Below are 19,806 nucleotides of genomic sequence, written 5' to 3' on the forward strand. Positions count from 1 at the left end.
CTTATGGACACGCAAACAGACGTTGCCGACTACCTCGAAACTGCCGGAACCCTCGCTTGGGAAGTGCCGGGCCTGCCGCATCTGACCCCCCTGCGCCCGATCAAAACGGTCGGCGTAATTGGCGCTGGAACAATGGGCGGCGGTATTTCGATGAATTTCGTCAATGCCGGCCTGAACGTGAAAATCGTGGAAACCAAGCAGGAAGCGCTGGATCGCGGTCTTGGTGTGGTGCGTGCCAACTATGAACGCTCTGCCAAGCGGGGCCGGTTCCCGATGGAAGAAGTGGACGAACGCATGTCCCGCTTTGAGGGCTGCCTGTCCATCGACGATCTGGCCGATTGCGATCTGGTGATTGAAGCCGTGTTTGAAAACATGGACCTCAAGCGCGAGATTTTCACGAAACTCGACAGCGTGATGAAACAGGGCGCTATTCTGGCGACCAACACTTCAGCGCTGGACATCGACGAAATCGCCGCCTGCACCAAACGCCCCGAAGATGTGATCGGTCTGCATTTCTTCTCCCCTGCCAATGTAATGAAACTGCTTGAGATCGTGCGTGCGGATCACACTGCCAACGATGTTGTGGCGACCTGTATGGATCTGGCCAAAAAGATCGGCAAAGTGGCAACTCTGGTCGGCGTTTGTCCCGGTTTCGTGGGCAACCGCATCCTGTTTGCCCGTCAGGACCAAGCCAACCGGCTTGTCGCCAAAGGCGTTCTGCCTTGGGACGTTGATGCAGCCCTGAACGCATTCGGCTTCCGCATGGGGCCGTTCCAGATGTCGGACCTTGCCGGACTTGATATTGGCTGGTCCAAAGGCGCGAAAACCGCCAACCCGATCCGCGATGCCCTGTGCGAAATGGACCGTCGCGGCCAGAAAACCCAAGCCGGTTTTTACGACTACGACGAGAACCGCAATCCCACACCATCCGATGTGACCGCAAAGGTCATCAAAGACATCACCAAGGCCGAACCGATCACCATGCCGGAAAGTGAGATCATCGAGGCCTGCATCTACCCGATGATCAACGAAGCCGTTAAAATCCTTGAGGAAAACAAGGCGCAACGGCCTTCCGATATAGATGTGGTCTGGATCAACGGCTACGGCTGGCCCGCCGATAAGGGCGGCCCGATGTTCTATGGTGACACGGTTGGCGCAAAGGCGGTTCTGGCCAAGATGGAACAGCTCGCCAAGGAAGATCCGTCCTGCGAACCCGCCGCCCTACTGCGCGAACTGGCCGCAGAGGATGGCAAATTCACCGAGATCAACACCGGCGGTCTGAAAACAAAAGGAGGCGCCTGATATGGCTTACGAGTTTATCACCACCGAAAAACGCGGCAATGTGCTGCTGGTCACAATGAACCGGCCAGAGGTTTACAACGCCGTTCACGGCCCGATGCACGACGAAATGTCCCAATGCTGGGACGACTTCGCCGCCGATCCCGATCTCTGGGTGGCAGTGCTGACAGGGGCCGGTGACAAAGCCTTCACCGCCGGAAATGACCTGAAGCATACGGCCCAAGGCGGCAAAGGCCCGACCAGCACCAGCGGCTTTGCCGGTCTGTCGTCGCGCTTTGACTTGGAGAAACCGATCATCGCAGCGGTGAACGGTTTTGCAATGGGCGGCGGCTTTGAAACCGCGCTGTCCTGTGACATCATCATCGCCTCCGATCAGGCCACTTTCGCCCTGCCCGAAGTCAAGGTCGGCTTCTTTGCCGCCGCATCCGGCGTTCAACGCCTATCCCGCTATATCGGGCGGCTGGCCGCACAGGAACTGATGTTCACAGGCCGCAAGATTGACGCCGCCGAAGCGCTGGCACTTGGCTGTGTGAATGCAGTCGTGCCCCACGGCGAATTGCTTGACGCTGCAATGGAGAAGGCGCAGGAAATCGCTTCGGTTTCCCCGTCCTCCGTCAAAGCCACCAAACGTGTGCTGAACGCCATGAATGTTGCCGAGGGCCTGCCCGAAAGCAACGCGTACAGCCGCGAGGTCATTCAGGACCTTATGAAAACCGAAGACTTCAAGGAAGGCGTCAGCGCCTTCGTGGAAAAACGCAAACCGAATTGGGTAAACCGCTAAGCGGAAAGGACTACAAAACTATGTCATTGGGAACACATAACGCAGAGTTGAACCAGCTTGCCATGTCGGAAAAGGCACAGCCTCTACTGGACGCTGTAATCGCGCATATTCGCGACAACGTCGATCCGATCACCGAGGAATTTTACAAGCTGGGCGAAGGCCGCGCGGATCGTTGGTCCTATGCACCGGGCCAGCTGGAACTGCTGGAAACCGCCAAGGTAAAGGCACGCGAAAGCGGGCTTTGGAACTTCTTCCTGCCAAACGCGGAAACCGGTGAAGGCCTGTCCAACCTTGATTACGCCTATATCGCGGCGGAACTGGGCAAGAACCCTTTGGCACCTGAGACGCTGAACTGTTCCGCACCGGACACCGGCAATATGGAAGTGCTGGAACGCATCGGCACACCAGAGCAAAAAGAGAAGTGGCTCAAGCCCCTGCTCGCCGGTGAAATCCGCTCTGCTTACGCGATGACGGAACCGGATGTGGCCTCCTCGGATGCGAAGAACATTGCGACGTCTGCTGTTCTGGAAAACGGCGAGTGGGTGATCAACGGCGAAAAATTCTACATCTCCGGCGCCGGTGATCCACGCTGTAAGATCATGATTACAATGGTGAAAACATCGCCTGATGCAGAGCCTTTCAAACAACAAAGCCAGATCCTTGTGCCAATCGATGCGCCCGGTGTAGAAATCCTCGGCCCGATGCACGTTTTCGGCCACGATGACGCGCCCCACGGCCATATGCACATTCGCTTTAACAACGTGCGCGTGCCCGAAGAAAACATGCTTCTGGGCGAAGGTCGTGGCTTTGAAATCAGTCAGGTCCGGCTTGGCCCTGGCCGTATCCACCACTGCATGCGCTCTATCGGGCAAGGCGAACGGGCGTTGGAAATGATGCTGGATCGCGCGCTCAGCCGTGAAGCCTTTGGCAAGAAGATCATTGATCTGGGCAAAAACATGGAAACCATTTCCCGCGCGCGGATTGAACTGGAAGCCATGCGCCTGATGGTACTGAAAGCCGCCCGTGCGATGGACGTTCTGGGCAACAAGGAAGCCCGTATTTGGGTGTCTGCGGTCAAAGCGATGGTGCCAGAGAAAGTCTGTCAGATCATCGACCAATCCATGCAGGTTCACGGCGCTGCCGGTATTTCCCAGTGGTTCCCGCTGTCTGACATGTACGCCGGTCAACGCACACTGCGCTTTGCCGATGGTCCGGATGAGGTACACCACCACGTTGTCGCCCGGGCCGAAGTGCAGACCTTCAAAAACTCCAACGACCGCACACCGGTAATTGCTGCCGGTCGCAAGTTTGAAGGGCCATAAATCATGACACAACTGTTTGATATGACAGGAAAGGTCGCGCTGCTTACCGGCGCGTCCAAAGGCATGGGATTTGAGATGGCCAAAGCCATGGCGCTGCACGGCGCCAAGGTGGTCATCTCGGCCCGCACACAGGAGGATCTGGATAAGGCCGCCGCCGAAATCAACAAGGAATGCGGGGAAAAGCGTGCCTTTGGCGTGGCCTGTAACGCAGGTCACAAGGATCAGCTCGAAGCGCTGGTGGAGAAGACCCACGAGCTGGCTGGCACAATCGACATCCTGTTCGGCAACGCTGGGGTAAACCCCTACTACGGCCCAACCTCGGGGATTTCTGACAAAGCCTACGAAAAAACCATGCAGGTCAATGTGCAATCCAACCTGTGGCTGGCGCAACTGGTCGCACCGGACATGGAGAAAAACGGTGGTGGATCAATGGTCTTCACCTCCTCCATCGGCGCGTTCAAGCCTTCGGTGATGCTGGGCACCTATGCCATGTCAAAACTGGCGGTGATCGGCCTTGTGCGCAACCTTGCCGCTGAATTTGGCTCCAAGGGCATCCGCGTCAACGCGCTCTGCCCCGGTGTGGTGCGCACCGAATTCGCGCGCGAGCTGTGGGACAACCCCAAGGCGGCGGAAAAGGCCACCAAAGAAATCCCGCTGGGTCGCTTTGGCGAACCCGAAGATTTCGCCGGTATCGCGGTCTTCCTTGGCTCCAAAGCAAGCCAGTACATCACAGGTCAGGCCTTTACCGTCGATGGCGGTTCGGTCATGTGGACTTAAGGGAAGCCTATGGAACTGAAAGATAAAATCATCGTAGTGACCGGCGCCGCTGGCGGCATCGGCAAGGCTATGGCTATCCGTTTTGCCGCAGAAGGCGCAAAATGCGTGGTCTGTGCCGATCTTGACGGGGATGGCGCAGAAGCCACCGCCAAAGAAATCGGCGGCGTTTCCTTTAAGGTGAATGTGGGCAACGAGGACGAAATCAAAGCCCTCATCGACACCACCGAAGCCGAACAGGGCCCGATTGATCTGTTCTGCTCCAACGCCGGTATCCTCGTGGCTGGCGGTGTTGAAGCATCAAATGACGACTGGCAAAAGATTTGGGATATCAACGTGATGTCCCACGTCTGGGCCGCCCGTCACCTTGTCCCCTTGATGAGCAAACGGGGCGGCGGCTATCTGCTGAACACTGCCTCGGCAGCCGGTCTGCTGAACCAAGTGGGCGCGGCCCCTTACGGCGTCACCAAACACGCCGCTGTCGGCCTCGCGGAATGGTTGGCGCTGACCTATAACGATCAGGGCATCAAAGTCTCGGTTCTCTGCCCGCAGGCGGTGCGTTCGGCCATGACAGCAGGCCATGAAGACGGCGTTGCCTCGCTCAACGGGATGCTGGAACCGGAAGTCGTGGCCGATGCCTGTGTGAAGACCATCAACGATGAAACCTTCCTCGTGCTGCCCCACCCCGAAGTGCTCGACTATATGCGCAACAAATCCGACAATTATGACAAATGGATTGGCGGTATGCGCAAGTTGAACCGCATCTACGGCGGCGCAATCTAAACGGCAAACAGCTCTTTTTGGGCGAAATATCCCCGCCGGAGGCTATCCGGGACAGGCAACTGTCCCGGATTTTTCATGCCCGAACTATTCCGGCTTTTTCTTGACCTGCCGCATCAGACCTTCCTGCGCGACACTGGCGACCAATTTGCCGTCATGGGTAAAGATCGTACCACGGTTAAAGCCGCGTCCGCCGCCTGTGAAGGGGCTGTCCATAGTGTAAAGATGCCAGTCCGCGAAGTTCACCGGGGTGTGAAACCACATGGCGTGATCAAGGCTCGCCGTCATCAACTGCCCTGTGAACCAAGTCTGCCCGTGCGGGCGTAGGCTCGATCCCAGCAGGTTCATATCAGACGCATAGGCCATCAGGCAGTGTTGCATCTGCGGGTTGGCATCCCGCGCGCCGGGCATACGGAACCACAGGTGGTTTTTGTCGTCCACCACTTTGGGATTGAACCAGTCCTGCGGCGCCACTTCACGGATTTCGATGGGACGGGCCCGCAGAAATTCCTTGCGGAACTTCTCGGGGAGCTTGTCTTTGTTGTTCTCACGCCAGTTGGCACGGGACTCCAGCGTGTCCGGCTCTGGCACGGCTGGCATCTCATGCTGGTGGTGCAAGCCTTCTTCTTCCACATGAAAAGAGGCGGACATGTTCAGGATTTGCTTGCCGTGCTGGATCGCAATCACCCGCCGCGTTGTAAAGCTGCCCCCGTCCCTTGCACGGTCCACAGAATAGATCACCGGAATCGACGGATCGCCCGGACGGATGAAATAGGCGTGGAGCGAGTGGCACAGCCGCCCGTCCACGGTTTTATAAGCCGCCGCAAGCGCTTGTGCGATTACCTGACCGCCGAAAATCCGCATCGTGGTTTCGCCGCCCGAACCGATGCCGCGGAACAAGTCCACTTCCAACTGTTCGATTTCCAGCAGGTTCAGCAACTCCGCCACTATGTCGGTCATCCGGTCTCTCTTTCTGCCGCATAGGCAATAAATCGGTCAAAGCTGTCCGGATTTGCCATGCTGTCGCGATTCACCACAGTTTCCGGATTTCCGCCTAAAAGCAGCTTTTTGACAGGAACTTCCAGCTTTTTCCCCGAAATTGTGCGTGGAACCTCGGCAATCTGCAAGATTTCATTGGGTTGAAAGCGGGCCGAGACACCGTTTTTGATGGCTGTATTGATCTTGGCCTTCAGCCCGTCATCAAGGGTCAGCCCATCACGCAGGACGACGAACAGGGGCATGAAGCTCTCGCGGCCCAGAAACTCCAGATCCACCACAAGGCTGTCCATCACTTCGTCCAGTCCTTCGACCGCCTGATAAATCTCGGACGATCCCATCCGCAGACCTTTCCGATTGATCGTCGCATCAGAGCGTCCGTAGATCACCGAACCACCCTCCGGCGTGATCTCGATCCAGTCCCCGTGACGCCACACACCAGGATAAGTATCAAAGTAGCTTTCATGCAGGCGCGATCCATCCTCGTCGCCCCAGAAATACAGCGGCATAGAGGGCAGCGGCTCGGTGCAGACCAGCTCCCCCACTTCTCCGATCACCTCGTTTCCGGCACCGTCAAACGCACGCACCGCATTACCAAGGGCGCGGGCCTGCATTTCACCAGCGCGCACCACATCCATCGGATTGCCACAGACAAAAGCGCCCATCAGGTCGGTGCCACCGGAAATCGGCGCAAGCCAGATATCTTCTTTCACTTCCTTGTAAATCCACGCATAGGCATCTTCGGACAAAGGCGATCCGGTAGAGCCGAGCGCGTGGAGGTTGGACAGGTCGAAATCCTTTGCAGGGGTCACACCCGCCTTGGCGCAAGTGCCAAAATAGGCCGCCCCCGCACCGAAATAGTTCAGCTTTTCTTCGGCCACGAACTGCCACAGAACATTCAGATCGGGATAGTTCACTGCCCCGTCAAAGATGGACAATGTCATCCCCTGCGACAGGGACAGCATCTGGGAATTCCACATGATCCAGCCCGAAGACGTCAGCCAGCTAAACCGCTCCCCTGCTTTCATGTCCTGATGAAGCGACTGTTTCGCCCCTTCAATCAACGCCCCGCCGTGCCCGTGGACAATCGGCTTGGGATTGCCCGTAGTGCCTGACGAATACACCACCCAGAGCGGATGATCGAAGGGCACTTGTTCCGCTTCCAGATCGGCCTTTCGATCCAGCAGATCGGCCCAATTATGTGCACCTTCAGGCAAATCCCCGACAAATGGCAAAACGATGCGATGTTCGAGCGTAGGCAGGCTTTCGGCGACAGTGGCAAGAATGCCCTGACGGTCCACGGTCTTACCCGCATGAACATAACCGTCCTGCGCAATCAGCACCTTGGGTTTAATCTGGGCAAAGCGATCCACAATTGCCACATCTCCCATATCAGGCGAACATAGCGACCAGATCGCACCGAGGCTGGCAGTCGCCAGAAACGCCACAATAGACGCAGGCGAGTTGGGCAGGATCGCCACGACACGGTCTCCCTTTGCCACGCCCATGTCTTGAAGGTGGGCGGCCAGACTGGACACCTGTGCGTGCAAGTCGGCCCAGGTAAGCTGCTCTGTGCCAAAAGTCTCGGACCGTGCCGAAATCGCCAGATCATCGCTGCGGTCAGGCACATGACGCAGGATTTGCTCAACAAAATTCAGCCGCGTGCCTTCAAACCATTTCGCCCCCGGCATTACACGCCTGTCCAGCACGCTGGTATAAGGGGCCGAGGATTGGAGATCGAAGAATTGCCAGATGGTCTCCCAGAAATCCTCCAACTCTGTGACGCTCCACTCCCACAGGGCCGGATAATCCGCAAATGTCAGACCACGGTTCTGCTCCAGCCAACGCATATATTCTGCCAGACGGGAGTTTTCGGCCCGCTCTTTTGACGGGGTCCACAGGACGGGGCGTTCTTTTACAGGGGTATTCATTGCACAATCGCTCCATGCACCAGAGATTTAAGTTGCGGGCGTGCCGGATAGGAACTGCTGGGGGAAAGTTGGGTGAAAAAGACCACTGACAGGTCAAGCACCGGATCAACCCAGAAGAAGGTGGACGCCATGCCACCCCAACTGAAATCCCCCACACTGCCCTGCGCACGGGCGCGGGCCGGATCAAGCACCACCGCGCCGCCAAGGCCAAAGCCCATGCCTTCCATTGGCTGTTCAGCAAAACTGCTTGGCCCCATAGAGGCGATGTCACCGGGCAGATGGTTGCGGGTCATGAAGTCCACGGTTTTGGGGGACAGCAGACGGTTTCCATTGCCAGACCCCTTACAACGGATCATCTCGCAGAACTTCATGTAATCGTCGATTGTCCCTACCAGTCCGCCACCGCCCGAAAAGGTCTCGGCACTGCGATAGGCGCTGGTGTCTGTGTGATCGATCAGGCGAAGCGGATTGCCGCCCTCTTGCGCCGCGTTGAGCGCCATAGCATCCCCTGCAAGCGGTGTGTAAAGCGACGCAAAGCGGGATTCCGAACCGGTTGGCACGCTGAATGCGGTTTGCGTCATACCGAGCGGGGCAAATATCTGTTCGGCAAAGAACTGATCAAGGCTCTGCCCCGAGACGATCTCTACCACGCGGCCAAGCACATCAATGGACACGGAATATTCCCAGCGGCTTCCTGGCTGAAAGGCCAAAGGCAGTTCGGCCAGTTGATCTACAACGCTTTCCAGCGGCCCCTGATCAGCGCGGAAAATCAGCCCCTTCTCTTCCATCGCGGCAGGCAGAACACCCGGATTAAATGGATAGCTTAGCCCGCTGGTATGGGTCAGCAAATGGTGCAGCGTGGGCGTCTGGCAGCGTGTCACCTGATCAAGGCCAGTGGCACCGTCCACCAAAGCCGTGCAATCCGCAAAGGCCGGAATAAAGTCGGACAGGGGCGCGTCCAGATGAAACAGCCCTTGCTCGGCCAACATCATGATCGCCACGGATGTCACCGGTTTTGTCATGGAATAAATCCGTGCCAGTGTGTCCCGCTCAAAAGGTAGGTTTGCTTCCACATCCCGCGCGCCGGCTGCGTTGAAATAGACCTCTTTACCGCCCCGCGCGATCAGCAGGGAAGATCCCGCATATTTCCGCTCTGCAACGTAGCGGTCCATCCATGTGCCGATGCGGCACATCCGGTCGGGATCAAATCCTTCGGACTGAGGTGACGCGGTTTGCATGGGCATTCCTTCCAGACTTTGCATTTAATTCTGCGAAGTTTGCAACGGCGGAACATGCAGTTCAATGGCTATATAATGGGAGGGTGAGAAAGACGTGACGTGACGGCAGGTTTTCCCAAACTTTCACGCGGTGTCAGGCGTGGAGCGTCATGGATTTGAAGCCGGGGCGCAGCAGTTACGCGCCCCGGTTCGTTTTTATTATGGCGCTGCGGAATTACCCTGCCAGTGTGCCATTCGCATAGCGCTGGCGCAGGGTCAGTTTGGACACCTTCCCCGTGGCAGTCATTGGCAGATCTTCCACGAAAATCACTTCGTCCGGCACCTGCCATTTGGCGAGGTTCTCGGACAGGTGGTTTTGGATGCTTGCCACATCCTTGGAAGATTCCGGCGTTGGCACAACCACCAGCAAGGGGCGTTCGTCCCATTTCGGATGAGGTACCGCGATCACGGCGCAATTGGCCACTTCTGGGTGGGACATCGCCATGTTTTCTACGTCGATAGAGCTGATCCACTCACCGCCCGATTTGATCAAATCCTTGGCGCGGTCCGTAATCGTCAACATACCATCGCTGGTAATCTTGGCCACATCGCCGGTCCCGAACCAACCGTCCGCATCCAGCGCGGTTTTGCTGGCTTCTTCGTTCTTGAAATAGCCCGAAACGATGGCGTTGCCGCGCACGTACAGCTCCCCTTGTGCTTCGCCGTCATGGGGCAGACGCTTACCGTCCTCGTCCACGATTTTCAAATCCACACCAAAGACACGGCGGCCCTGTTTCGCTTTGAGATCAATGCGTTCGCCCTGCGGCAGCTTGTCTTGCGTTCTGTTCAGCAGACCAACGGTCCCGATCGGGCTCATCTCTGTCATGCCCCATGCGTGGCAGACGGACACGTCCATACCTTCAAAGGCTTCAATCATGGAACGCGGTGCCGCAGAACCACCGATGATCACTTCACCAAAGGCAGACGGCTTGCCGCCCTGCGCTTTGATCTCGGCCAGCAGGCCCAACCATACCGTTGGAACACCCCAAGCAGAGAAGACCTCTTCGTCCTGCATCAGTTTGTAAATGCTTGGCCCGTCGAGCGCGGCACCCGGAAATACCAGCGACGCGCCGGTCAGTGGTGCGGCGTAGGGCAGACCCCATGCGTTGACGTGGAACAGGGGCACCACCGGCAGGATGCGCTGGCCGGGGCTGAGACTGGTTTGCAGCGAAACGCCCGCCATCATTGCGTGCATCACGGTAGAGCGGTGGGTGTAAAGCGCGCCCTTGGGATTGCCCGTTGTGCCGGAGGTGTAGCACAGCGCACAGGCGGTATCTTCCGAGAAATCCGGCCAGTCGTAATCTGCGTCTTCTGCTTCAACCAGTTCTTCATAGCACAGGATGTTCGGAAGGTCGGTTTCCGGCATATGGGCGCGGTCGGTCATTGCCACATAGATCAGGTCTTTGGGCAGGTGTTCTTGCAACGCATTCAGGATCGGCACGAACGTCAGGTCCACGAAGATCACCTTGTCTTCCGCGTGATTGACGATGTAGATCATCTGCTCTGCGGACAGGCGCGGGTTGATGGTGTGACACACTGCACCGATGCCAGCGATACCGTAGTACAGTTCGAAGTGGCGATAACCGTTCCACGCCAGCGTTGCCACACGATCGCCTTCAGCCACGCCCAGCTTCAACAGCGCTTTGGCCAGTTGGCGCGTGCGCCCGTCGATCGCACGGTAGGTGGTGCGGTGGATGCCTCCCTCAACGGTGACAGAGACAACCTCACTGTCGCCGTGGACCTCTGCCGCGAATGTCAAAATATCATTAACCCGCATGGGGCGGTTCATCATCAAACCTTGCATGGTCGTCCTCTCCTCAGTTTGGGCCACTTTACAAATTCTGGCGGGAATGTCCGATTTTTTTTGGTCTGAACCGGTTGGAAAACATATGACGTTGCGACCGTTTTTGTCTCGGGGAACCCGTTGGACGGCAGGTAGCGAACAGCTTGTTCATGAATGCAGTCTCTGTCAGTATCCATTGCAAAGAACTGTGGAGGAACCCGATGAAAACTTTCGACTTTTTGTATGATTTTGGCAGCCCGAATGTCTATCTCGTTCATAAGATTATGGACCAGATCGAAGCCCGTACAGGGGCCAAGGCGAATTACATTCCGATCCTGCTGGGTGGCTTGTTCAAGCTGACGAAAAACACGCCCCCCATTCAGGCCTTTGGCGGCGTGACCAACAAGCTGGAGTACGAACGCCGCGAGATGCACCGTTTTATCGAACGCTACGATATTCCGTTCCAGTTCAACCCGCATTTTCCGGTGATGACCACCGCCGTGATGCGCGGGGCGATTTATGCCCAGTCACAGGATTTCGGCCCCCGCTATATCGACGTGGTGTTTGATGCAGTCTGGAAAGACGGGTTGAAGATGGATGATCCCGAAGTAATCGCCAAAACGCTAGACGCGAACGGGCTGCCCGCGTCGCAGATTATGGAAGGCGCCCAAAGCCAGCCGGTCAAGGATCGCCTGTTTGAACTCACCTCCCAAGCGATGGAGCGAGGTGCCTTCGGGGCGCCGATGATGTTCGTCGGGGAAGAGCCCTTCTTTGGCAAGGACAGCCTGCCCGATATGGAACACTGGCTGTCCAAACAGGACTGAATGCATAGACCGGCGGAGTGTGATCCGCCGGTCTTTGTGTTTCGGGTAAGGCAGCTTGGGGGTTAAACCTCCAGCCATTCCTTACGCACGTCATCGCGGGATTTCAGCTCCGCCGGTGTGCCTTCAAACACCACCTGACCGTGGCCCATCACGTAAACCCGATGAGCAATATCCATCGCGATAGACAGCTTTTGTTCCACCAACAGCGTCGCCACGCCGCGCGCGGCGATCTGGTTCAGCAGTTCGGCCACCCGTTGTGTCATCTGGGGGGAAAGGCCCTCGGTCGGTTCGTCGATCATGACAAAGTCGGGATCGCCCATCAACGTGCGGCACATGGTCAGCATCTGCTGCTCCCCGCCTGACATCACCGAAGCCTCTACATCGGCCCGTTCCCGCAGGTTTGAAAACATCTCAAACATGTTTTCCATCGACCAGCGCCCGTCTTCATCCTTTTGGCCGGGCTTCAGGCCAAGGATCAGGTTCTGGCGGGTGGTAAGCCCCGGAAAGATATCGCGGTTTTCCGGCACGTAACCGATGCCAAGATTGGCAATCTCAAAGGCTTTCTTCCCTGCGATTTCCTGACCTTTGAAGGTCACGGACCCGTGGGGTTCCACCTCTCCCATGATGGCTTTGCAGGTGGTTGATCGCCCCACCCCGTTGCGTCCCAGAAGGGCGACAATCTCGCCTTCCTGAACGTTCAGGTTCACCCCTTGCAGGATGTGGGATTTGCCGTAGTAGGCGTGTAGATCTCTTACGTCCAACATATCAGTGCTCCGCCTCCAGTGCTGCGCCAAGATAGGCTTCCTGCACCGCTTGATCCGCACGCACCGCTTCGGGTTCGCCGGTTGCCACGATTTCTCCGTAAACCAGCACGCTGATCCGGTCACACAGGCCGAACACAACGCCCATGTCATGTTCCACCATGATCAGGGTTTTGCCTTCGGTGACTTTCTCGATCAGTCCCACGATGTAATCGGTTTCCGTGTTGGACATCCCTGCTGTGGGTTCGTCCAGCATGATCACATCCGCACCACCCGCAATGGTGATGCCAATCTCAAGCGCGCGTTGTTCAGCGTAGCTGAGCACTCCGGCAGGTAGGTCGCGGCGGCTGGTCAGGTTGATCTGTTCAAGGATTTCCTCTGCGCCTTCATTCAGCGCGCGAGATTTGCTGACCATGTTCCAAAAGCTGTATTTATAGCCCATCGACCACAGCAGCGAACAACGCACGTTTTCAAACACCGTCATCTTTGGAAAGATGTTGGTGATCTGGAAACTGCGCGACAGTCCCATCCGGTTGATTTCAAACGGAGCCTTGCCCGCCAGATCATGCCCGTGCAACCGCACATGCCCCGAGGTTTGGGGAAACCGTCCGGTGATCAGGTTGAACAGGGTGGATTTTCCCGCCCCGTTCGGCCCGATGATGGCATGGCGTTCGCCCTTGCCGATGGACAGATCCACCCCGCGGATGATCTCGGTCTTGCCAAAGGACTTGCGCAAGCCTTCAAGTTCAAGTGCAGCCGTCATTGCGCGCCTCCTTCTTTGGGTGAGGACAACACATTTGCGTTGCCCCAAGTCTCGCGCAATTCCGCAGAATTGCGCTTGGCAATCCAGAAGCACACCAGCGTTACACCGACAATCACGATCCACGGCAACGGGCTGTGGGTCGAAAATTCGATGCCAAACAGGCTCATGTCATTCTCTCCGACAGCAGCATGTTTGAAGTGGAACATGATCTCACAAAAGCTCGCCAGTCCAAGGATGCCGATGGCCGCTGGCAGAACCGTTTTGAAGTAGGGAACAACCAGAGTGCCCAATTTGCCAAGCTTGTAAGGTGCAACGTGCATCATGATGACACCCGCCAAACCACCGGGGAAATACATCACTGTCAGCACGAACAAGGCCCCCACATATAGCTGCCAGAGTTCGGTTTGAAGTGAGAGAACCGATTGCAGCAGGGTAAACACGATTGCGCCGATGATTGGACCAAAGAAGAAACCGACGCCCCCCAGAAAGGTGATTAGCAGGATCGAACCGGAGGTCACAAGGTTAAGGTTTTCCTCGGTCAGGATTTCAAAGTTGATCGCGAACAAACCACCTGCAACACCGGCAAAGAAACCGGAGGCGCAGAAGGAATAGAACCGCACCCAACGGGCTGAATAGCCAAGAAATTGCGCCCGTTCGGGATTGTCACGCACCGCATTCGCCATCCGCCCGACAGGGGTTCTGGAAAACAGGTACATCAGCAAGGCCGACAGGACGAGCCAACCGGCGGTCAGGTAGTACACCTCGATCTTGGTCAGGAATTCATAGCCGAATACTGGCAGACCATAGGTCCGGTCGCCGCTCACGCCTTCCTCGCCGCCAAAGAAGGCAACGACGATAACAGAACTCGCCGCGATCAGTTCACCGATCCCCAGAGAGATCATGGCGAACACCGTGCCAGCCGTGCGTGTGGAAAACGACCCGATGATCGTGGCCATCCCCATGCCGAACAATCCGCCGACAACAGGCAGCAGTGGCAGGGGCAGCGGGATGTTCTGGTATTCCACCCAGTTCATCACGTGCATACACATGAAACCGCCCATACCCATATAAACTGCATGGCCAAAGGACAACATGCCCCCCTGCCCCAGCAGCATATTATAGGCCAGCGCAAAGACGATCGTGATCGCCATCTGGTTCATAATGGTCAGCGCCGAGTTAGACTGGAACACATAAGGCAACACCAGCAGGATTGCGGTGCAGATCACCCAAGGCGCAACCGTCCCTGTGCTCAGCCCGCCGTAGGAGCGTTTCTTGGTCATAATGGAAGTTGTATCTGTCATGCGTCACGCTTTCCGAACAGGCCGTAAGGGCGGAAGACAAGGATCACCACCATCAGCAGATAAGGCAGGATCGGCCCGATTTGCGGCAGGGTCAGCGACCAGATATCGCGCAAGGCGTGCTCTGACATATCCTCGGGCATTTCAAAGCCGACAGCCATCAGGATATCTGCCATCGCGATGTTATAGGACGCCGCGAATGTGGTCATCCAACCGATCAACAAGGACGCAACCAGCGCCCCCCAAAGCGAGCCGAGACCGCCGATCACGATTGTCACAAACACGATAGAGCCAAGCAGAAACGCCATCCCCGGGAAAGTCCCAAGCTGCGGACCCGCGATCACACCGGCAAGACCGGCCAGCGCCGTACCAACGCCAAACACACCCATGAAGATGAACGGTACGTTGTGGCCAAGCGCCTCAACCGTGCGCGGATAGCTTAGGGCGGCCTGAATAATCATACCGACCCGCGTTTTGGTTAGCACGTAAAGCAAGCACAGGAAGATCAGCACCGAAATGGCGATCATAAAGACCTTATAGGCCTGAATTTCGTTTGTTCCGATGGAGAACAACGCGAATTGCAGAACCTCAGGGGCGTCATAGGGAACCTGGTTCTTGCCCCAGAAGAACTGGACGATCTCTTCGATCAACAGCGCCAGACCAAATGTGAAGATCAGCTCTGGAACGTGTCCATACTGATGCACCTTGCGCAGACCGAACCGTTCAATCGCGGCACCCGCCAGCCCGACGATAATCGGCGCAAGGATCAGCCCCGGCCAGAAGCCCATATATCGGCTGATTTGATAAGCGAAGTAAGCGCCCAGCATGTAAAAACTGGCATGGGCGAAGTTCAGCACGCCCATCATAGAAAAGATCAACGTCAACCCGCTGGACAGCATAAACAGCAGCAATCCATACACGAGACCGTCAATCAGGATAACGAGAACAAGTTCCATCGTGTCCCAACCCTAACGATTTTTGAATTTTAGACAAAAAAGGCCCGCTTCGAGAAACCGAAGCGGGCCGCAAAGCACAGCCTTTACGGGCGCTTCATTTTGCAGGTCGTCGGGCTGTCCATGCCAGCCATCTCGACTTCGCTTACCAGTTTCATACCCCACTCGGACGCGTCCATGTAGAACTGCAGACCTTCGCTGGTATGTTCCTGAATATCGACGTTCTGGATGATCTGGTGATCGTCCGGACGCATGAACAGTTTACCACCCCAGATGCTGTCATGCTCCATGCCTTCAAGGGCTTGGGCCACTTTCACAACATCCGTCGCAGTGCCCGCTTCGTTGATCGCTTTTGCCAGCATTTCAATGGTGTTAGCGATACGCGGCTGGGTGATGTCATGATCAGGATATTTGGCTTCAAACCCTTCAACATAGGCCGCAGTCCGATCAGATGCTGGCGGGTTCACAGCGCCTTCGCTGACCAGATAAATGTGGCCTGTACCCTGTTCGCCAAAGGTGCGGGTGATGCCATTAGATGCTGCGTAGTAAGTGTAAATCGGGCCGTCAAATCCGGCGTCGATGATCGCCTTACCCAGACCAACCATATCCGCGCCCCAGTTGCCTGTGATCACGGCGTCAGCGCCGGAGGAGACAATTTTACGAGCGTAGGGTGTGAAGTCCTTCACCTTGCCAATCGGGTGCAATTCGTTGCCGACGATCTCTACGTCAGCACGCTTTTCACCAAGGTTGCGCACGGCAGCCGCAGCCACGGATTTACCGAAAGAATAGTCCTGACCGATCACGTAAACCTTCTTCAGGTCCTCGTCTTTGGCCATAACATCTGTCAGCGCGTCCATTTTGATGTCCGCATTGGCATCAAAGCGGAAGTGCCAGAAGTTACAGGCATCATTTGTCAGTGCCGGATCAACCGCAGCATAGTTCAAAAACAGCACCCGATCATCAGGATTGCGGCGGTTGTGCTTGTTCACTGCATCAGTGATCGCGTGGGCGATACCAGAAGAGTTGCCTTGCGCGATGTAACGGATGCCTTGGTCAATCGCGACCTGCACCTGAATAAGAGATTCTTTCGGGCTCATCTTGTTGTCAAAGCCGACAATCTCAAACATGTCGCCTTCCAGAACACCGCCCTGGTCGTTTACCAGTTTTTCAGCAGCATATTGAAATTCGGCATAGCCGTTTGTCCCTGTTGGCGAGAACGGGCCCGACAGCGGATCGACGAATGCAATTTTCACGGTATCCGCGAAAGCAACAGACGCACCCAAGCTGACGGCCAATGCAGTGGCCACACCAAATTTGGTTTTCTTGATCATTATTATTCCTCCCAGAATGACTATCACCCTGCGCACAAGGCGCGGTTGATATAGGTGAAAGACTTACACACTTTGATGATAAGTCAAGCATTTCGCCTGCTCGTAACGTTGGGTCACATTGCGGTGGCGGCTTAACCTCAACGTCATTGCATTTAATACTTTTTCGCAGAGCGGAATTCTGTTTCACTCCCCCAAGCGCGTGGAAGCGCGGCATCTGGGAGGAATGCAATGGATCGGCTACATCAGGTTCTGGAGGGGAAACCCGCCAGCGCACGGGCACTTGTGGATTTTGACGGCACGGCGTTTACCTACGGTGAATTGCAAATGGAATCCGCCGCTCTGGCGCAGATTTTGCAAAACCACGGGGTGCGTGGCGGGGACCGCGTGGTGCTGGTCGCTGAAAATTCAGTCCTTTACGCCGCGATGGTCTTTGCTGCCAGCCGTTTGAACGCATGGTTGGTGTTGGTGAACGCCAGACAATCCGCCGAAGAAATTGCCGCGATAGAGGCCCACGCCACCCCGCGCTGTGTGATCTTTACCCACAGCGCATCAGAACCGGCCCGCGCCCATGCAAAGCGGCTGGAGGCCCAAAAAATCGGTGCGCTGGCCTGTGGGCCGATCTATGCGACAAAAGTTAAAGAAACCGAAACGGAGCCGGTTTCCGCAGGCAGCGACCAAGTGGCGGTGCTTTTGTACACCACCGGAACCACCAGTGCGCCGAAAGGCGTGATGCTGACCCATAAGAACCTGCTATTTAGCGCCAAGAACTCTGCCCGTTTCCACGGACTAACCCCTGATGACCGCGTTGTCGGCGTATTGCCCGGCACCCACATCTACGCGCTGGCCTCGGTTTTTCTGCCTGCCATGATCGCAGGTGCAACGCTGCATCTGTTTGCACGGTTTGATACGCGCGCCGTGCTGTCCCTGCTGCGGGGTGGGGCCACGCGCTTTCCTGCCGTGCCCCAGATGATGGCCGCGATCATGCAGCACCTGCATGAAGCTGGCGAAAACCTGAACGCTCCTGCCCTGATCAGTATGATGACCGGCGGTGCGCCCCTTGATCCGGGGTTGAAAGCGCGGGCGGAAAAGGTCTTTGGCATCCCGCTGAACAACGGTTACGGCATGACGGAAACGTCCCCTTCTATTGCGGCGACCCATAACGACAACCCACGCGATGATGTGGGGGTCGGTGCGCCTTATGAGTGGATCGAAGTGCGTCTGTGGGACAAAAACGAGCACGGCATCGGGGAAATTCAGGTGCGGGGCGAGAATGTTATGAAGGGATACTACCGCGCTCCCGAACGCACGGCCGAGGCAATGACAGACGACGGATTTTTTCGCACCGGCGATCTGGGGCGGTTCGATGATGGCGGCGGGCTGCATATCGTGGGGCGTCTGAAGGAGCTGATCATCCGCTCCGGCTTTAACGTCCATCCGCCCGAGATCGAGGCGATGCTGTCCAAACACCCCGATGTGTTTCAGGTGGCGGTGGTCGGGCGTATGGTGCCGGGCGACGAGGAGATTCTTGCCTTCGTGAAAGGCACGGATGCATTGCAGGAAGAGGCGTTAAAACTGTGGCTGCGGGACCGGCTGGTGGGCTACAAAATACCGAGCCATATCTTCATTGTCGACACCTATCCGGCGGCGGCCACTGGCAAGATATTCAAGCACAAACTGCTGGATCACTTCGCAGACAGAATTTCACAGAAGGACACCGAAAGCGCAGCGCCCTAGCGGCTGCGATAGCGGAAGGTGCCGGTGGCTTTGGCGATCAGTTCACCGGTTTCATCGCACAGTTCAGCATCAGCGAAATAGGTCTTGCGCCCACCGCCCGTGCGCCAGCCTTTGGCGATCAGCAGCTTGCCTTTGGGGCGCGAAAGATATTGCACCGTCATGGACAGGGTCATCACCAGTTGCGGCGCGTTCGGATCCCCTGTGTAGCTACCCGCAAACCCCATCGCCGTATCCAGCAGACTGGCATGAACCCCGCCGTGGGGCAGCCCGTAGCGGTTGCCGTGCTTGGCTTCTAGCGGCATCTCTAGCGTGGCCTTACCTTCGGCCCAAGCGGTTACGTTGTAGCCCAGAAGCTTTTGATATTCATAAGGTTCTTCAAACGAACCGGTCACGTCATTCATCGCGGGTTCATCCCCAAAAGCTCTGCTGATTTGACCAGCAATGGTCCGTAGACCGTCTCTAGTTCATCCGGTTTGACGTGGAAAGACGGCCCGCCCACGTTCAACCCGAACACACGACCGTCAAGGCCGCGCACCGGAACCGCAACGCCGTTTACATCAGGGCGCCAATCGCCAAAACCGGAACAGAAACCGACCTTTTCGTATTGCCGTTTCGCCTCCGCATAGCTGGTTTTTTGTTGTTCAACCAGATCGGGCAAAAACTCGGCACCGCAGGCAAAGGCCGCTTCCAACCCGGGCTCGTCCAGACCGACAAGGATCGCACGCCCGATGGCCGAAAAGAACAGCGGCAGGCGTGATCCGATGGACAGTCGCAGGGACACGTCCTCACAGGAGCGTTCCACCGCGATATAGATCGCATCGGTCAGGTGACGTTCAGCCAATGCACAGGTGATATAGCTGTTAGGCCCGTCCCGCAGGCGCAGCATCTCTTCCTTGGCACGCTCGGCAATTTCCATCCCCGACAGCACCCCGAAACCAAGCGACAGAACCCCTGCCCCAAGGCGATATCCCCCCGATTTTTCGTCCAAAGACAGGTAATCAAGGCGGCACAGCGTATAGATCAGTCGGGACACCGTGGGTTTGGGCAATCCCGTGCGTTTGGCAATGTCCGTATTGGTCAGGACGGATTCATTTGGCCGGAAACAGCGCAGCACATCCAGCCCACGCGCCAGCGCGGTGATGAAATTGCGGTCCTTATCCTCGTCGAGGTCCGGAATAACGTGAATCTCGGCCATTGTT

The 19,806-nt window shown here is 56.7% G+C and carries 18 protein-coding genes; 7 read left to right on the forward strand and 11 right to left on the reverse strand.

Translation table 11 applies throughout. From position 1 onward, the window contains the following. The first annotated feature begins 3 nt into the window (after positions 1-3). From IEX10_RS15720 to IEX10_RS15740, 5 genes are read left to right on the forward strand one after another with little or no spacing between them, the layout of a single operon-like run. Complete coding sequence (locus IEX10_RS15720; protein WP_188677470.1) at positions 4-1,302, forward strand: 3-hydroxyacyl-CoA dehydrogenase; 1,299 nt, start codon at positions 4-6, stop codon at positions 1,300-1,302. 1 nt (position 1,303) lies between these two features. After that, complete coding sequence (locus tag IEX10_RS15725; protein ID WP_188677473.1) at positions 1,304-2,080, forward strand: enoyl-CoA hydratase-related protein; 777 nt, start codon at positions 1,304-1,306, stop codon at positions 2,078-2,080. Between the two features lie 20 nt (positions 2,081-2,100). After that, the gene (locus IEX10_RS15730) at positions 2,101-3,402 is read left to right on the forward strand and encodes an acyl-CoA dehydrogenase family protein (RefSeq protein ID WP_229678590.1); all 1,302 of its coding nucleotides are present in this window, start codon (positions 2,101-2,103) and stop codon (positions 3,400-3,402) included. Between the two features lie 3 nt (positions 3,403-3,405). Beyond that, entirely contained in the window at positions 3,406-4,179 is a 774-nt protein-coding gene (locus tag IEX10_RS15735; protein ID WP_188677475.1) for an SDR family NAD(P)-dependent oxidoreductase, read from the forward strand. A gap of 9 nt (positions 4,180-4,188) precedes the next feature. Next, the gene (locus IEX10_RS15740) at positions 4,189-4,959 is read left to right on the forward strand and encodes an SDR family oxidoreductase (RefSeq protein WP_188677479.1); all 771 of its coding nucleotides are present in this window, start codon (positions 4,189-4,191) and stop codon (positions 4,957-4,959) included. A gap of 84 nt (positions 4,960-5,043) precedes the next feature. Here the strand turns inward: IEX10_RS15740 and IEX10_RS15745 are convergent, their stop codons facing one another. From IEX10_RS15745 to IEX10_RS15760, 4 genes are all read right to left on the reverse strand, one after another. Then, entirely contained in the window at positions 5,044-5,916 is an 873-nt protein-coding gene (locus tag IEX10_RS15745) for an acyl-CoA thioesterase (protein WP_188677482.1), read from the reverse strand. After that, positions 5,913-7,883: an acetoacetate--CoA ligase gene (locus IEX10_RS15750; RefSeq protein WP_188677486.1), complete on the reverse strand. Its 1,971-nt coding sequence runs from the start codon at positions 7,881-7,883 to the stop codon at positions 5,913-5,915. The genes IEX10_RS15745 and IEX10_RS15750 overlap by 4 nt, the downstream gene beginning before the upstream one ends. Beyond that, on the reverse strand, positions 7,880-9,121 hold the full coding sequence (locus IEX10_RS15755; RefSeq protein WP_229678591.1) for a serine hydrolase domain-containing protein: 1,242 nt from the start codon (positions 9,119-9,121) through the stop codon (positions 7,880-7,882). Before IEX10_RS15755 ends, IEX10_RS15750 begins: the two co-directional genes overlap by 4 nt. Before the next feature lie 214 nt (positions 9,122-9,335). Beyond that, complete coding sequence (locus IEX10_RS15760) at positions 9,336-10,964, reverse strand: long-chain fatty acid--CoA ligase (protein WP_188677488.1); 1,629 nt, start codon at positions 10,962-10,964, stop codon at positions 9,336-9,338. Positions 10,965-11,164: 200 nt separating this feature from the next. Here IEX10_RS15760 and IEX10_RS15765 point away from each other — a divergent pair, with 200 nt between their 5' ends. After that, positions 11,165-11,767, forward strand: coding sequence for a 2-hydroxychromene-2-carboxylate isomerase (locus IEX10_RS15765; RefSeq protein WP_188677490.1), 603 nt, complete (start codon positions 11,165-11,167; stop codon positions 11,765-11,767). Positions 11,768-11,829: 62 nt separating this feature from the next. On the opposite strand, the gene IEX10_RS15770 is transcribed toward IEX10_RS15765, so the two are convergent. The 5 genes from IEX10_RS15770 to IEX10_RS15790 form a co-directional block, all read right to left on the reverse strand. Continuing rightward, positions 11,830-12,531, reverse strand: a complete 702-nt coding sequence (locus IEX10_RS15770) for an ABC transporter ATP-binding protein (RefSeq protein WP_188677492.1) — start codon at positions 12,529-12,531, stop codon at positions 11,830-11,832. A gap of 1 nt (position 12,532) precedes the next feature. After that, positions 12,533-13,291, reverse strand: coding sequence for an ABC transporter ATP-binding protein (locus IEX10_RS15775; RefSeq protein WP_188677494.1), 759 nt, complete (start codon positions 13,289-13,291; stop codon positions 12,533-12,535). Then, a complete protein-coding gene (locus tag IEX10_RS15780) occupies positions 13,288-14,592 on the reverse strand; it encodes a branched-chain amino acid ABC transporter permease (RefSeq protein WP_188677495.1) in 1,305 nt (434 codons plus the stop codon). Before IEX10_RS15780 ends, IEX10_RS15775 begins: the two co-directional genes overlap by 4 nt. Further along, complete coding sequence (locus IEX10_RS15785) at positions 14,589-15,545, reverse strand: branched-chain amino acid ABC transporter permease (protein WP_188677496.1); 957 nt, start codon at positions 15,543-15,545, stop codon at positions 14,589-14,591. Before IEX10_RS15785 ends, IEX10_RS15780 begins: the two co-directional genes overlap by 4 nt. Before the next feature lie 83 nt (positions 15,546-15,628). Then, positions 15,629-16,873: a branched-chain amino acid ABC transporter substrate-binding protein gene (locus IEX10_RS15790; RefSeq protein WP_188677497.1), complete on the reverse strand. Its 1,245-nt coding sequence runs from the start codon at positions 16,871-16,873 to the stop codon at positions 15,629-15,631. A 228-nt stretch (positions 16,874-17,101) separates the two neighbouring features. Here IEX10_RS15790 and IEX10_RS15795 point away from each other — a divergent pair, with 228 nt between their 5' ends. Beyond that, entirely contained in the window at positions 17,102-18,607 is a 1,506-nt protein-coding gene (locus IEX10_RS15795) for a class I adenylate-forming enzyme family protein (RefSeq protein ID WP_188677499.1), read from the forward strand. On the opposite strand, the gene IEX10_RS15800 is transcribed toward IEX10_RS15795, so the two are convergent. Both IEX10_RS15800 and IEX10_RS15805 read right to left on the reverse strand, forming a co-directional pair. Then, positions 18,604-19,008, reverse strand: coding sequence for a PaaI family thioesterase (locus IEX10_RS15800; protein WP_188677501.1), 405 nt, complete (start codon positions 19,006-19,008; stop codon positions 18,604-18,606). The two genes, IEX10_RS15795 and IEX10_RS15800, sit on opposite strands and share 4 nt — an antisense overlap. Next, complete coding sequence (locus IEX10_RS15805) at positions 19,005-19,802, reverse strand: IclR family transcriptional regulator (RefSeq protein ID WP_188677503.1); 798 nt, start codon at positions 19,800-19,802, stop codon at positions 19,005-19,007. The genes IEX10_RS15800 and IEX10_RS15805 overlap by 4 nt, the downstream gene beginning before the upstream one ends. Positions 19,803-19,806 lie beyond the last annotated feature (4 nt).

This window comes from Neptunicoccus cionae (assembly GCF_014643735.1).
Taxonomy (GTDB): domain Bacteria; phylum Pseudomonadota; class Alphaproteobacteria; order Rhodobacterales; family Rhodobacteraceae; genus Amylibacter; species Amylibacter cionae.

What these genes read in the sequence shown, in the direction of transcription:
- IEX10_RS15720 (WP_188677470.1), top strand. Translation starts at nt 4, where the DNA reads ATGGACACGCAAACAGACGTTGCCGACTACCTCGAAACTGCCGGAACC.
- IEX10_RS15725 (WP_188677473.1), top strand. Translation starts at nt 1,304, where the DNA reads ATGGCTTACGAGTTTATCACCACCGAAAAACGCGGCAATGTGCTGCTG.
- IEX10_RS15730 (WP_229678590.1), top strand. Translation starts at nt 2,101, where the DNA reads ATGTCATTGGGAACACATAACGCAGAGTTGAACCAGCTTGCCATGTCG.
- IEX10_RS15735 (WP_188677475.1), top strand. Translation starts at nt 3,406, where the DNA reads ATGACACAACTGTTTGATATGACAGGAAAGGTCGCGCTGCTTACCGGC.
- IEX10_RS15740 (WP_188677479.1), top strand. Translation starts at nt 4,189, where the DNA reads ATGGAACTGAAAGATAAAATCATCGTAGTGACCGGCGCCGCTGGCGGC.
- IEX10_RS15745 (WP_188677482.1), bottom strand. Translation starts at nt 5,916, where the DNA reads ATGACCGACATAGTGGCGGAGTTGCTGAACCTGCTGGAAATCGAACAG.
- IEX10_RS15750 (WP_188677486.1), bottom strand. Translation starts at nt 7,883, where the DNA reads ATGAATACCCCTGTAAAAGAACGCCCCGTCCTGTGGACCCCGTCAAAA.
- IEX10_RS15755 (WP_229678591.1), bottom strand. Translation starts at nt 9,121, where the DNA reads ATGCAAACCGCGTCACCTCAGTCCGAAGGATTTGATCCCGACCGGATG.
- IEX10_RS15760 (WP_188677488.1), bottom strand. Translation starts at nt 10,964, where the DNA reads ATGCAAGGTTTGATGATGAACCGCCCCATGCGGGTTAATGATATTTTG.
- IEX10_RS15765 (WP_188677490.1), top strand. Translation starts at nt 11,165, where the DNA reads ATGAAAACTTTCGACTTTTTGTATGATTTTGGCAGCCCGAATGTCTAT.
- IEX10_RS15770 (WP_188677492.1), bottom strand. Translation starts at nt 12,531, where the DNA reads ATGTTGGACGTAAGAGATCTACACGCCTACTACGGCAAATCCCACATC.
- IEX10_RS15775 (WP_188677494.1), bottom strand. Translation starts at nt 13,291, where the DNA reads ATGACGGCTGCACTTGAACTTGAAGGCTTGCGCAAGTCCTTTGGCAAG.
- IEX10_RS15780 (WP_188677495.1), bottom strand. Translation starts at nt 14,592, where the DNA reads ATGACAGATACAACTTCCATTATGACCAAGAAACGCTCCTACGGCGGG.
- IEX10_RS15785 (WP_188677496.1), bottom strand. Translation starts at nt 15,545, where the DNA reads ATGGAACTTGTTCTCGTTATCCTGATTGACGGTCTCGTGTATGGATTG.
- IEX10_RS15790 (WP_188677497.1), bottom strand. Translation starts at nt 16,873, where the DNA reads ATGATCAAGAAAACCAAATTTGGTGTGGCCACTGCATTGGCCGTCAGC.
- IEX10_RS15795 (WP_188677499.1), top strand. Translation starts at nt 17,102, where the DNA reads ATGGATCGGCTACATCAGGTTCTGGAGGGGAAACCCGCCAGCGCACGG.
- IEX10_RS15800 (WP_188677501.1), bottom strand. Translation starts at nt 19,008, where the DNA reads ATGAATGACGTGACCGGTTCGTTTGAAGAACCTTATGAATATCAAAAG.
- IEX10_RS15805 (WP_188677503.1), bottom strand. Translation starts at nt 19,802, where the DNA reads ATGGCCGAGATTCACGTTATTCCGGACCTCGACGAGGATAAGGACCGC.